The following is a 12,170-nucleotide window of genomic DNA, read 5'->3' as shown; positions in this document are numbered from 1 at the left end:
AGCTTCTTCGCACCCTGCGCCTTGCGCACCTTGCGGATCTCGAAGTCCATCGCATCCCCTGGACTGGGGTGTTGCAACGAACCCTAGAACCCAAGGGACGTCGTCGCGGGTCATCACGTCCTCGACGGTCAGGTTCATCGTTCACCTCGGGGGTTCTCGGTCCTGCCTCCATCCCATCCGGCGGGGCGGCCCGGCCATAGGGCGTAGGTCCCTGGACGGCGGGCCGGGAGTCCTCCGCCGCCGGTTCAGGGGCGCTCGCGCACCACCGCGACGGTGCAGCGCGCGTGGTGCAGGACGCCGCGCATGACCGAGCCGAGCACGAACGAGCCCAGCCCGCTCCTGCCCTGCGAGCCGAGGACCAGCAGGTCGGCCCGGTCGCCCGCGGCGACGAGCGTCTTGACGGGATGGCCGCACTGGACGTCCGCGATCACCCTGACGTCGGGATGCCGTTCCTGCCACGGGGTGAGCTGCTCCCTGGTGATGCGCAGGTGGCTCTCCCGCAGGGCCTCGATGTCGCAGGAGAAGTCGGGCGCCAGCGCGAACGGCAACGGCCAGGCGTGCACCGCCCGGAGACTGGCGCCGCGCAGCTCGGCCTGCCGGAAGGCGTGGTCGAGGGCCGGCTCGCAGGCAGGGGAGCCGTCGACGCCGACGACGACCTCGTCGTAGGAGGCGGCGTCCCCGTCGCGGACGACGACCACCGGGCCCGGCGCCTGACCGGCCACGCTCATGCTGACCGAGCCGAGCACGGCCCCGGCGAAGCCGCCCGCCCCCCTGCGCCCCACCACCAGCTCGGCGGCCTCGGCCGCCTGCTCCCGGAGGGCGACCGACGCCTTCCCGGCCATGACCCGGGTGCTCACCTCGACGGTGGGCCGGCGTTCGCGGACGATCTCCTGCGCCTTGGCCAGGATCTCCCGCGCGCGTTCGGTCATCGAGCTCTCCCACTCGACGGCGGCGATCTGCGGAACCTGGTACGGCCAGGTCTCCACCACGGACACGATCCGCAGCGCGGCCCCCGCCCTGCAGGCGTCGTCGGCAGCCCACGCCACTGCGTCGAACCCGGACGGCGATCCGTCGACACCCACCACGACCAGCTCAGACATCGCTCATACCTCCCCTACTCATTCAGCCGTCCGGGAGGTGAGCGGACAGGATCGCCAGCCCCAAAACTTGGAGAAATCTGGCGGCGGGGGCGATCGCGGGCGGCCCCGGACGGCTTCCGGCCCCCGAACTTGGGGTTTCTTCGCCGGTTCCTGACTTTGGGCAGGCGGGGGCCGAGGAAGATCTACGGCCGGGAGGCATCATGCCGGGACGGATCATGGTCGGCGTGGACGGGTCCGCGCCGTCGGACGCCGCGTTGGGCTGGGCCGCCGACGACGCGGCGCGTACGGGCGCGGAGTTGCAGATCGTGCACGCCCTGGACCGGCAGCCGTACAGCGTCGGCAGGTTCCCCGACTTCGGGCAGTGGAACAACCTGCTGCTGGCGGCGTCCAGGGTGCTGGAGCGGGCCGAGGCGGCCGTCCGGGCGCGGCAGCCGTCCGTGCCGGTGCACGCCGAGATCGTGGAGGGGACGCCCGCGGCCGTCCTGCAGGATCAGGCGCGGCGGGCGGACGAGCTGGTCATCGGCAACCGGGGGCTGGGCGGGTTCGCCGGAGCGCTGCTCGGGTCGGTGACCACGCAGGTGGCCGGTCAGGTGCGGTGCCCCGTGGTGGTGGTGCGCGCGGACCCGCCGGAGCGGGTCGGCGAGGTCGGCGTCGGGATCGACGACTCCGGCGTCTGCGAGCCGGCCATCGGCTACGCCTTCGAGCAGGCCAGGCTGCGCGGCGCCACGCTGCGCCTGATCCACGCCTGGCAGATTCCGGTGCACGCCTTCGCGCCGGAGATCGCCTACGACGTGGAGGAGGTCCGGACCGCCCAGCGTGCGGTGATCAGGACCCGGACGGCCGGATGGCGGGAGAGGCATCCCGAGGTGACGGTCGTGGAGGACGTGCAGAGCGCGCACCCGGTCGAGGCGCTCACCGGCGCCCCCTGCGACCTGCTGGTGGTCGGCTCCCGCGGCCGGGGCGCGTTCGGCTCGCTGCTGCTCGGGTCGGTCAGCAGAGGGGTGCTCCACCACGCGCACTGCCCGGTCGCGGTGATCCGTCCCGCCGACGACGCCGAGAGCCGCCAGCCGCGGTGAAGGACGGCCGGCGCGAATCGGGGGCCGCGAGCCGAGTGAAGGACGGCCGGCGCGATCAGGGCCCGCGAGCCGTGGTGACGGGAGGCCGGCGCGATCAGGGGCTGCGCCGCCGTCCCCAGTCCTCGCCGGCCCGTGCCCACTGGACCTCCCACTCCCGGTACCGCCGCCGGTCCGTCCACCACCGGAATCCCGCGAACCCGCCCGCGGCGGCCAGGGTGATCACGGACATGAGCAGGAGGCCGGTCACCACGCCCCTCGTCCGCAGGACCGTACGGGCGGTGGGCGGCGGCACGGGCCGGCCGGCGGCGTCGATCCACAACGGCACCGTCGAGCCGGCCCTGGCCACCCCGGGGACCGGCACCGGGCCGCTCCGCGCCGCGCCCGAGGACGTCGTCCAGCTCGCCATCGCCCGCTGCTCGCCCACCGGCATCTCGGTGAGGGCGACGCGGGCGGCCGGCGCGTCGGCCAGCAGCGTCGCCCTGACCTGGTGCCGCCCCACGGCGTGCGCGCTCTCCTCGTGGAGCGCGCTCTCGTAGGCCAGCCGGCCCACGAGGACGGCGGGCCAGACGCCCGCCAGCACCACGAGCCCGGTCACCAGCACGGCGAGCGCCTCCAGCCGGTCGGAACGGCGGCGCAGGGGATTGCCGTCGGGACGGTACAGGCGTACGCGCCGGGCCAGAAGGTCGATCAACGCTTTCAACGGACACCTCCTTGAAGCACTGTGCGGGTGCCCCGGCGGGGACGGCAGGGGCGGGCGGCTCTTGACGGGAGGACCTTCGTCCCGAGTCCGCCAGGACGGACCGGGCGGCCCGGCGTTCGGATCACGGAGGACAAGGCGTGGTCACCCCGCCATCATGAACGAACCAAGAAGATCAACATGGCCGTTCTCCTGGGAAGACGTGCCAAGAGACCGCCCCGGCCGCCTCAGCCGGACTCCAGCGAACGGGGGATCGAGTCCGACGGCCCGGTGGGATGCCCGGTACGCCCCGCCGCGTCATAGATCTTGACCCACCGGATCCCCGGGAACTGCTTGAGCGTCGGCCTGATCTGGTCGGCGATGGTGAAGGCCGATCCGCCGCCGTCGACGGGGCCGGTCAGGTGGACCCTGGCGATGCCGTCCGCGACGGTCAGCCGGCCGAAGCCGGTGGCCTTGGAGCTGACGAAGCGCAGGCCGCGCGCCCGCTCGGCCTCGGTCGGGCCGGCGAACAGCCGTTGCAGCGCGCCGTAGGCGGTCGCCGGCGGGGCCACCGGGCGGGTCACCGCCGCCGTGCGCGGGCTCCGGCCGCTGCTGTCGAGGAAGTGGTCGCGTACGGCCACGGTCCGGTAGGACGTGGTGAGGTCGACGACGACCCGGCTGGGCCGGGTGAGCGTGCGGACCTGGTAAGGCACGCGTCTGGCCAGGCCGACGCCGAAGGTGAGCGTGGCCTCGAAGTCGCCGGTGTTGACGACCTGGACGACGCCGGGCAGCGCGTAGGTCCGGCGGGTGGGGCCGTAGGTGACCCGGCCCCGGCGGTCGTGGCCGTCGGCCTGGTCGAAGCGGACCTGGAGCAGGGCGTCGCCGACCGCGCCGACCGTCCGTCCGGAGCCGTCGGCGATCAGCCGGGACACGTAGCGCACGTCGTGCCGGGCCGGGACCGGGCCGCGGAACTCGAAGACCAGCCGGTCCAGGCCGGGCAGATGCGCGGCCCGGATGCCGACCAGGACGGGGACGGCGGCCTGCCGCGCGGCCCGCGCGGGTAAGGCCGGCACGCCGGTGACGGTCACCGCCAGGGCGACGGCGACGAGGGAACGGATCGGGACCATGATCATCATCTCTCTCCCGTGAACGATCCTGGTCCCAGACTGACGCGCGCGACCGCGGGACGACACCGCCGGACGTCCTGAACTCCGTGGCCTTCCGGCTCCGGCCCCGGAAGTGTCCTTGGACCCTGGTGGCGTGGGTCCTGCGGCCCTGCGGCGGGCGGCCTGGGAGGTCTCATCCTGGTGGGGCAGGCCGGACAGAGAAGACCGGACGTCCCGACGCGGTCGTCTTCTGGAGGCGGACCATGAGCACGCGCTCGCCGAGACAGGCCATGGACGCGGCGGTCGAGGCCGGTCGATGGGCCCCTTCCGTGCACAACACCCAGCCGTGGACCTTCTCCGTCTCCGACGTGGAGATCGGGTTGAAGGCCGACACCGGCAGGCAGCTCAAGGCCGGTGACGTGGCCGGGCGGGAGCTGGTGATCAGTTGTGGCGCGGCGCTGTTCACGATGTGCGTCGTGATGCGATGTGCGGGGTTCGAGCCGGTCGTCCGGGTGCTGCCGGATCCCGATCGGCCCGGGTTGCTGGCGACGGTCAGGCCGGGCCGGGAGAGCGAGCCGGACGAGGTGACGCGGGTGCTCGGGGGCGAGATCGAGCGGCGTCACACGCATCGGGCGGGTTTCGCCGACGTCCCGGTCCCTGACCGGTTCGTGGAGTCGCTGGTGAGGGCGGCGATGAGCGAGGGGGGCCGGTTGACGCCCGTCCGGTCGGCGGAGGCGGTGGAGGTGCTGGCCGCGCTGACCCGGGCGGCGCAGGGCGTGCAGGAGCAGGACCAGCGGTTCGGCCTGGAGGTCGTGCGGTGGTCCAGACCGCCGGGCAGCACGCGGGGCGACGGTGTGCCGGCCGGGAGTCACCCGCGGGAGGGCGCGCCGACGGAGGCGGTCTTCCCCCAGCGTCACTACGCGTGGCGGCAGGGCTGGGGCGCGCCGGGCGGCCAGGACGAGACGGCCGTCGGGGTGGTCGCCGTGCTGACCACGCGGGCGGACGACCGGCGGGAGTGGCTGGCCACGGGGCAGGCGCTGCAGCGGGTTCTGCTGCAGGCCTCGGCGCACGGGGTCAGTGCCGCCTTCCACACGCAGGCCCTGGAGCTGGAGCTGTTGCGGGAGTTCCTGCGGCTGGAGCTGTTCTCGGGGGAGCACCCGCAGATGATCATGCGGCTGGGGGTCACCTTCGAGGAGCAGGGCACGCCCCGGCGCCCGCTCTCCGACGTCCTTGAATGAGCGCAGCGCCCTTCTAGAATCCGCAGGCATGGGGACCGACAGGCTGCGCCGCAAGCCGTACGAGAAGGAACTGCTCCGCCTCCAGGCGGAGCTGGTGGAGTTGCAGGAATGGGTGCGGGCCGAGGGGCGGCGCGTCGTGGTGATCTTCGAGGGGCGCGACGCCGCGGGCAAGGGCAGCACGATCAAGCGGGTCACCGAGTACCTGAACCCGCGGGTGGCCAGGATCGCCGCGCTGCCCGTCCCGACCGACCGGCAGCGGTCGCAGTGGTACTTCCAGCGGTACGTCGAGCACCTGCCGGCCGCCGGGGAGATCGTGCTGTTCGACCGGAGCTGGTACAACCGGGCCGGGGTCGAGCGGGTGATGGGGTTCTGCACGCAGGAGGAGTACACGCGCTTCCTGCACCAGTGCCCGATCTTCGAGAGGCTGCTGGTCGAGGACGGGATCCTGCTGCGGAAGTACTGGTTCTCGGTGAGCGACGCCGAGCAGGAGCGGCGCTTCCGCGACCGGCTGGCGGACCCGATGCGCCGGTGGAAGTTGTCGCCGATGGACCTGGAGTCGATCACCAGGTGGGAGGAGTACTCCCGGGCCAAGGACGAGATGCTGGTGCACACCGACATCCCCGAGGCGCCCTGGTACGAGGTGCAGGGCGAGGACAAACGGCGGGCCAGGATCAACATGATCGCGCACCTGCTGTCCACGATCCCCTACCGGCGGGTCGAGCGGCCGCCGCTGGAGATTCCGCCGCGACCGCCCGCCACCGGCTACCGGCGTCCGCCGCGCCGCCCCGGGGGGTACGTCCCCGACGTCACGGCCGGCCTCTGAGCGGGCCGCCGATCAGGGAAATCCGGCGTACCGGACCGGATCCTCCCTTGTAGGGGAAAAGGTGATTGTCTTTGCTTGTGTCCGGTGATCTGCTCGACGTCGTCCTGGTCGTTCTGGTGGTCGGGTTCGGCGTCGCAGGGTTCCGGCAGGGGTTCGTCGTCGGAGTGACGAGCTCGATCGGGTTCGTCGCCGGATGCGTGCTGGGCATCTCCGTCGCCCCCGCCGTGACGAACGCGCTCGTGACCGGCGACGTCCCGCAGACGGCCCTCGCGGTCGTCATCGTGTTCCTGATCGCGCTGGTCGGCCAGTTCGCCGCGTCCACGCTGGGGGTGCGCTTACGCACGTACCTGCGCGGCGAACCGGCCCGGATCCTGGACTCCCTGGGCGGCGGGCTGGTCAACGCCACGTTCGTCCTGCTGGTCGCCTGGCTCGTGGGCAGCCTGCTGGTGTCCGGCCCGTGGACGCTCGTGGTGGAGCAGATCCGCGGCTCGGCGTTGCTGTCCACGCTCGACGAGGCGGCGCCCGAGGCGGCACGGGACTGGCAGCGGCCCTTCAAGCAGTTCATCGACCGGTCCGACTTCCCGCCGGTGCTCGACGCCATCGCCGGGCTGAGCCCCGTCCGGGTGCCGCCGCCGGACGTGGCCGTGCTGCGCAGCCCGGCGCTGCGGCAGGCCAGGACGGGCATCCTGCAGGTCCAGGGGACCGCCTCCTCCTGCGGCAAGCGCATCACCGGCACCGGCTTCACGTACGCGCCCGACCACATCATGACCAACGCGCACGTCGTGGCCGGGGTGGACACGGATCTGCAGGTGGTCGACCATCAGCAGCGGCCGCACCCGGCGCAGGTCGTCTGGTACAACCCGCGGCGGGACGTCGCGGTCCTGTACGTCCCCGGCCTCGGGCTGCCCCCGCTCTCCTTCGACACCCGGGCCAGGGAGGGCCAGGACGCACTGGTCGCCGGCTACCCGAACGGCGGCGGCTTCACGCCGGAGCCCGCCCGCGTCGCCGTCCGGCAGCGGGCCGGCAGCCCCGACATCTACCGGGCCTCGCAGGTGACCAGGGACGTCTACCTGGTCCGGGGCAAGATCCAGCAGGGCAACTCCGGCGGCCCGCTGCTGGCCGTGGACGGCCGCGTGCTGGGCGTGATCTTCGCCGCCGTCGCCGGCCAGGTGGAGACCGGCTACGCGCTGACCGCCGGCGAGGTCGCGCCCGACGCCCGCCAGGCCGCCACGGCCACGAACCCGGTCAGCACCCAGTCCTGCGACTGACCCCGGCCCGCCCGCGGAGACCGGCGCTCACGCCCGCGCGGACGCCGGCAGCGGGAGCGGGTCGAAGGCGTGCCCGGCCCACAACCGACGGGACGCCTCCTCCGGGTACGCCGCCGTGCCCGGCTCGGTGTCGACGATCCAGGTCAGCCGCTCGCGCGGCTCGTACGCCGGCCAGCCCGGGTCGCCGGTCGCGGCGAAGGCGGTCCACGCCGCCCGCACCCGGGCCGACAGCTCGGCGGCCTCCGGCGGCGGCTCCTGGCCGAGCAGCAGCCCGGCCACGCCCGCGGTCAGGTTGCCGAACGTCAGCGGCAGGCCCAGCCCGTGGCAGGCGCCGAGCATCCCGCCCATGCCGGGGGCCGGCCAGGTCAGCTCGTACAGGTGGGCCCGGCCGTGCCGCCCGTGGGCCTCGGCCAGCCGTACGGACGGCATCCGGAACAGCCAGTCGGAGTGGACCAGCTCGTACAGCCGCTCGTCGCCGGCCTCCGGGTGGGCGGCCCGGTAGGCCGCCGGGTCGGGGGCCAGCGTCCGCAGCGCGGCGGCCGCCTGCTCGGCGGTGACCTGGCCGAGCTCGCCGTTGAGCGCCATGAACAGCCGGTACTCGTCGCGGTTGTGCCCCACGAGCAGGTCCACCTCGCCCACCGGTGACCGCCAGGGCGTCGCGGGCAGCACCTCGCCGTCCACGACCGGCGCGAACGGCGTGCGGACGTGCGCGGCCAGACCCCAGTGCGAGCTGCCGTCCATCCCGGCCGCCACCGCGTCACCGGCCTCGATCAGCCGTTCCGGCGACAGGCGCGCCAGATCTTCCGCGTGCGGGGCCGCTCCCAGCTCGGCGGCCACCGCGGCGGCGAGATCGGCGGCCAGCTCGGGAGAGAAGAACAGGCTCGGCACGCTCTGCGCGATCGCCCGGTGGAACAGGCCGGCCGCGCCGGGCATCGTCATCAGCGCCGCGATGCTCCCGGCTCCGGCGGACTCGCCGAAGACGGTGACCCGGTCCGGATCGCCGCCGAAGGCCGCCGCGTTCTCGCGCACCCAGCGCAGGGCGGCCACCTGGTCCAGCAGCCCGCGGTTGGCGGGCGCGCCGCGGAAGTGCCCGAAGCCCTCGGCGGAGACCCGGTAGTTGACGGTGACCACGACGACGCCGTCCCGGGCGAGCACGCCGCCGTCGAAGAGCGGGTCGCCGGACCAGCCGTACATGTAGCCCCCGCCGTGGATCCACACCATCACCGGCAGCCGGGCCGCGCCCAGGTCGGGGCTCCACACGTTGGCCGTCAGCCAGTTCCCGTCCGTGCCGGCGCCGCCGGACGCGCCCAGCAGCCTGGACTGCGGCGGCGGCGGGCCGAACGCGGCGGCCTCGCGCACGCCGTCCCACGCCTCGGGCGGCGCCGGGGCGGCCAGGCGCAGGCCGCCCACCGGCGGGCGCGCGTACGGCACGCCGCGGAAGACGGCCACGCCGCCCTCGATCCGGCCGCGCAGCCGGCCCGTACGCACGGTGACCTGCGGGTGAACGGTTCCGGCGGCGCTCATGGCACGCTCCTCGTCCGGGGGGACGGCTCTGACGGCCGTGCTCGGCCATCCTCACCCCGGACGCGGGCCGGCCGCATCCCGTTTTCGACGGCCGGGCCCACGGCGCAGGCATGGGACGAGCACGTGAGGGTATGCGGTCCGGATCTCCCACCCGGAAGGAGCCGCCGGAAGGCCTGACCGCATCGCCGATCCGTGGGGTTCGCGCACGCCGTACGGGCCGCGGGTGGTCGAGCAGTGCCCGCCGGGAACGGGCGGCGGAGATCTGCGACGTGCCCGTGGCCCTGATCGAACGGGCCGCCGCGGCCCACGGTGACGAGCCGGACGTGGTGCACATCTGCCGACGGCTCGCCGAGCAGTGCGACGAGCACGTACGGCGGCTGCGGCCGTTCGTGGAACGCTACTCCGAGGACGCCCCCGACGAGCCGGAGCGGCTGCACTCGACGCTCTTCTCCGGCACCCGTGGCGGCGGCCTCGGCCTGCTGCGCGACCTGCACGACCTCTACCTCATGGCCGCCGAGTGCGACGTCTGCTGGACGCTGATCGGCCAGGCCGCGCAGGGCGCCCGCGACGAGGCGCTGCTGGCGGCGGTCCGCGGCTGCGAGGAGGAGACCGCCACCCAGATGACGTGGGCACGCGGCCGGATGAAGCAGGCGGCCCCCCAGACGCTGGTCGTCGCGTCGGGGTAGCGCCCGGCCCAGGCGGTCAGCCGTCGAAGACGATCAGCTGGCGCAGGGCGGCGCCGTCGGCGAGCTGGTCCATCGCCTCGTTGACGGCCGCCAGGCCGATCCGGGCCGAGACCAGCCGCTCCACCGGCAGCCGGCCCTCGCGCCACATCCGCGCGAACACCGGGATGTCGCGGGCGGGCAGCGCCGAGCCCAGGTAGCTGCCGATGATGCTGCGCCCGCCGGCCACCAGCGCGAGCGGCGAGATCGAGGCGCGGGCGCCGGGCGCGGGCAGGCCCACGCTGACGGTGCGGCCCCCGGGGGCCGTGGCGGTCACCGCGGTCTCGAACGCCCGCGCGCTGCCCGCCGCCTCGACCACGACGTCCGCCTGGCCCGGCGGGTCGTCCGGGCCGTACACCTCGTGCGCGCCCAGCTCGCGGGCGGTGGCGAGCTTGGCCGGGTTGGCGTCCACGCCGATCACCCGGACGTCGTCGAGGGCCAGCGCGGTGAGCAGCGCCGCCATGCCCACGCCCCCGAGCCCGACGACCGTGACCGTCTGCCCGGGGCGCGGCCGGCCGGCGTTGAGCACGGCGCCGCCGCCGGTCAGCACGGCGCAGCCGAGCAGGGCGGCGACCTCGGCCGGCACGTCGGGATCGACCGGGACGACCGAGCGCCGGTCGACCACCACGTGCGTGGCGAACGCCGACACCCCGAGGTGGTGCAGCACCGCGACCCCGTCCCTGTGCTGGCGGACCGCGCCGCTCAGCAGGGTGCCGTCGTTGTTGGCGGCGCTGCCGGGCAGGCAGGGCGTCACGCCCTCGGTGGCACAGCCGGCGCAGCCGCCGCACCTGGGCAGGAAGGTCATCACGACGCGCCGCCCGGGGGCGAGGTCGTCGACGCCGGGGCCGGTCCGCTCCACCACGCCCGCCGCCTCGTGGCCGAGCAGCATGGGGACGGGACGCACCCGGTTGCCGTCCACCACCGACAGGTCCGAGTGGCACACGCCGGCCACCTCCACCCGCACCAGCAGCTCGCCCGGCCCCGGTGGATCGAGTTCGAGGTCGCAGACCGTCAGGGGCCGCGACCCGGCGTAGGGCCGGGACCGGCCGATCTCCTCCAGGACCGCGCCGCGAATGCGCATCAGTTCGCCCTTCTTCGTGTCGAGAGGTTGGCCAGCAGCACCCCGCAGCCGCCCAGGACGAGCCCGGCCACGGCGAGCGGGGGCAGCGGCTGCCCGGCCAGCGACCAGGCCAGGACGGCGGTCACGGCCGGGGTCAGGAAGAACACCGTGCTCACCCGGCTGGCCGGGGAGCGCAGCAACATCCGGTTGAGCAGGATGAACGCCGCGATGGAGTTGACCAGCGCCATCCAGCCCACGGACAGCCCGAACGCCGTCCAGTCCGACACCCGGACCGGGCCGAGCACCAGGCAGGCCAGCCCGGCGGCGGGGGCGCTGACCAGCAGTTGCACCGCGGTGCCGCTCAGCGCGTCCATGCGGGGCGCGTACCGCTGCTGGTAGAGGGTGCCGGCGCTGAGCCCGGCCAGGCCCAGCAGGCACAGCGCCACCCCGGACGCGGACAGGCTGATCCGGTCGGCCACCGCCAGGACCACCCCGGCCAGGCCGAGCGCGAACCCGGCCCACTGCCCGGCGCCGACCCGCTCGCCCAGCACCCGGCCGACCAGCAGGATGACCACCGGGTTCAGCCCCTGCACCAGGGACACGACCGCGGCCGGCAGGCCCGCGCCGAGCGCGCTGTAGAAGGCGCCGAACTGCACGGCCTGGATCAGCAGCCCGGCCACGGCCACGTGCGCCAGGTCCCGCCCCCGGGGCCACGGCACCCGCCTGACCAGCGCGTACGCCCCCAGCAACACCCCGGCGACGGCGAACCTGCCGAACATCAGCAACAACGGCGGCGCCGCCCTGACCCCCGGGATGCCCGCGATGAACGCGCTGCTCCACAGGACGACGAACACCCCGGGCGCCACCGGCCACCGCCTCCCGGCGCGCCGGGCGGGCACCGTGGGGGCGGCGGTCTCCCGCACGCGGGCAGGCGTCATCGCAAGGTCCTTCCGGATGAAGACGGATCAGGAGGCGCGCAGGGCCGAGCGGCGCAGCCCCCACAGCTCCTCGTCGGAGGTGCACACGCCGACGGCCCCGTGCCGCAGCGCCTCCACCACGTCGTCCGCGCTCTGCACGAACCCCGCGGCCAGGCACGGCACGCCGACCGCCCGCACCTGCCGCTCGACGTGCCGCAACACCATGGCCGGCATGAGCTGCACCAGGTCGGGCCGCGACCGGGTGATGGACTGCATGCTGCGCCGCAGGTTCGACCGGTCGGTGACGAACACCTTCTGCATGGTCAGCAGCCCGAGCCCGGTGGCCCGCTCGATCATCGCCTGCCGGGTGGAGACGATCCCGACCGCGCCGATGCTCTGCAGGTACGCCAGCGCCCCGGGATCGTGCCCCAGGCCGGGGGTCGAGTCGATGTTGACGAATCCGATCTTCTGGGCGGTCACCGTGCGCTTGACCGTGGCCGCCAGGTCGCCGAGCGGGATCGAGGCCAGGATGCCGATCGGCGTGGGGGAGGAGGTGAACCGCTCGACCATCTCCACCCCCACCAGCGACGCGGCGACGGGATGCTCGGCCAGGGCGGCGAGCAGGCGCTGATCCAGCGGGCCCTTGTGGCGAGAGTTCAC

The 12,170-nt window shown here is 74.4% G+C and carries 12 protein-coding genes; 5 read left to right on the top strand and 7 right to left on the bottom strand.

Annotated elements, in window-relative coordinates:
- Positions 1-245 precede the first annotated feature (245 nt).
- Positions 246-1,100 (bottom strand): universal stress protein, encoded by an 855-nt coding sequence (locus ABZ444_RS42695; protein WP_358009796.1) that lies wholly within the window; start codon positions 1,098-1,100, stop codon positions 246-248.
- 200 nt (positions 1,101-1,300) lie between these two features.
- On the opposite strand from ABZ444_RS42695, the gene ABZ444_RS42690 reads away from it, so the two are divergent.
- A complete protein-coding gene (locus tag ABZ444_RS42690; protein WP_358009794.1) occupies positions 1,301-2,176 on the top strand; it encodes a universal stress protein in 876 nt (291 codons plus the stop codon).
- Between the two features lie 94 nt (positions 2,177-2,270).
- Here ABZ444_RS42690 and ABZ444_RS42685 read toward each other — a convergent pair whose 3' ends face one another.
- Both ABZ444_RS42685 and ABZ444_RS42680 read right to left on the bottom strand, forming a co-directional pair.
- Positions 2,271-2,876: a hypothetical protein gene (locus ABZ444_RS42685; RefSeq protein WP_358009793.1), complete on the bottom strand. Its 606-nt coding sequence runs from the start codon at positions 2,874-2,876 to the stop codon at positions 2,271-2,273.
- 224 nt (positions 2,877-3,100) lie between these two features.
- Entirely contained in the window at positions 3,101-3,979 is an 879-nt protein-coding gene (locus tag ABZ444_RS42680; protein WP_358009791.1) for a GerMN domain-containing protein, read from the bottom strand.
- A gap of 242 nt (positions 3,980-4,221) precedes the next feature.
- Here ABZ444_RS42680 and ABZ444_RS42675 point away from each other — a divergent pair, with 242 nt between their 5' ends.
- The 3 genes from ABZ444_RS42675 (at position 4,222) to ABZ444_RS42665 (ending at position 7,287) form a co-directional block, all read left to right on the top strand.
- Positions 4,222-5,196, top strand: coding sequence for a nitroreductase family protein (locus tag ABZ444_RS42675; protein ID WP_358009790.1), 975 nt, complete (start codon positions 4,222-4,224; stop codon positions 5,194-5,196).
- Positions 5,197-5,224: 28 nt separating this feature from the next.
- Positions 5,225-6,019 carry a polyphosphate kinase 2 gene (ppk2, locus tag ABZ444_RS42670; RefSeq protein WP_358009788.1) on the top strand — a complete coding sequence of 265 codons (795 nt, stop codon included), beginning with the start codon at positions 5,225-5,227 and terminating at the stop codon, positions 6,017-6,019.
- Positions 6,020-6,096: 77 nt separating this feature from the next.
- Positions 6,097-7,287 (top strand): MarP family serine protease, encoded by a 1,191-nt coding sequence (locus ABZ444_RS42665; RefSeq protein WP_358009786.1) that lies wholly within the window; start codon positions 6,097-6,099, stop codon positions 7,285-7,287.
- A gap of 27 nt (positions 7,288-7,314) precedes the next feature.
- Here ABZ444_RS42665 and ABZ444_RS42660 read toward each other — a convergent pair whose 3' ends face one another.
- Positions 7,315-8,811: a carboxylesterase family protein gene (locus ABZ444_RS42660; protein WP_358009784.1), complete on the bottom strand. Its 1,497-nt coding sequence runs from the start codon at positions 8,809-8,811 to the stop codon at positions 7,315-7,317.
- A gap of 269 nt (positions 8,812-9,080) precedes the next feature.
- On the opposite strand from ABZ444_RS42660, the gene ABZ444_RS42655 reads away from it, so the two are divergent.
- Complete coding sequence (locus tag ABZ444_RS42655) at positions 9,081-9,497, top strand: hypothetical protein (protein WP_358009782.1); 417 nt, start codon at positions 9,081-9,083, stop codon at positions 9,495-9,497.
- 16 nt (positions 9,498-9,513) lie between these two features.
- Here ABZ444_RS42655 and ABZ444_RS42650 read toward each other — a convergent pair whose 3' ends face one another.
- The 3 genes from ABZ444_RS42650 to ABZ444_RS42640 are packed head-to-tail and all read right to left on the bottom strand — an operon-like array spanning position 9,514 to position 12,170.
- Positions 9,514-10,614: an alcohol dehydrogenase catalytic domain-containing protein gene (locus tag ABZ444_RS42650; RefSeq protein WP_358009780.1), complete on the bottom strand. Its 1,101-nt coding sequence runs from the start codon at positions 10,612-10,614 to the stop codon at positions 9,514-9,516.
- Complete coding sequence (locus tag ABZ444_RS42645) at positions 10,614-11,531, bottom strand: DMT family transporter (RefSeq protein ID WP_358009778.1); 918 nt, start codon at positions 11,529-11,531, stop codon at positions 10,614-10,616. Before ABZ444_RS42645 ends, ABZ444_RS42650 begins: the two co-directional genes overlap by 1 nt.
- A 27-nt stretch (positions 11,532-11,558) precedes the next feature.
- Complete coding sequence (locus ABZ444_RS42640) at positions 11,559-12,170, bottom strand: glycerol-3-phosphate responsive antiterminator (RefSeq protein ID WP_358009776.1); 612 nt, start codon at positions 12,168-12,170, stop codon at positions 11,559-11,561.

Source organism: Nonomuraea sp. NPDC005730 (genome assembly GCF_040630865.1).
Taxonomy (GTDB): domain Bacteria; phylum Actinomycetota; class Actinomycetes; order Streptosporangiales; family Streptosporangiaceae; genus Nonomuraea.
Note: the sequence above shows the minus strand (reverse complement) of the source record. Positions and strands in the feature narration are given on the sequence as shown.

Coding starts and splice junctions, on each gene's coding strand:
- ABZ444_RS42650 (WP_358009780.1), bottom strand. CDS start 10,614: ATGCGCATTCGCGGCGCGGTCCTGGAGGAGATCGGCCGGTCCCGGCCC.
- ABZ444_RS42645 (WP_358009778.1), bottom strand. CDS start 11,531: ATGACGCCTGCCCGCGTGCGGGAGACCGCCGCCCCCACGGTGCCCGCC.
- ABZ444_RS42690 (WP_358009794.1), top strand. CDS start 1,301: ATGCCGGGACGGATCATGGTCGGCGTGGACGGGTCCGCGCCGTCGGAC.
- ABZ444_RS42660 (WP_358009784.1), bottom strand. CDS start 8,811: ATGAGCGCCGCCGGAACCGTTCACCCGCAGGTCACCGTGCGTACGGGC.
- ABZ444_RS42675 (WP_358009790.1), top strand. CDS start 4,222: ATGAGCACGCGCTCGCCGAGACAGGCCATGGACGCGGCGGTCGAGGCC.
- ABZ444_RS42695 (WP_358009796.1), bottom strand. CDS start 1,100: ATGTCTGAGCTGGTCGTGGTGGGTGTCGACGGATCGCCGTCCGGGTTC.
- ABZ444_RS42680 (WP_358009791.1), bottom strand. CDS start 3,979: ATGGTCCCGATCCGTTCCCTCGTCGCCGTCGCCCTGGCGGTGACCGTC.
- ppk2 (WP_358009788.1), top strand. CDS start 5,225: ATGGGGACCGACAGGCTGCGCCGCAAGCCGTACGAGAAGGAACTGCTC.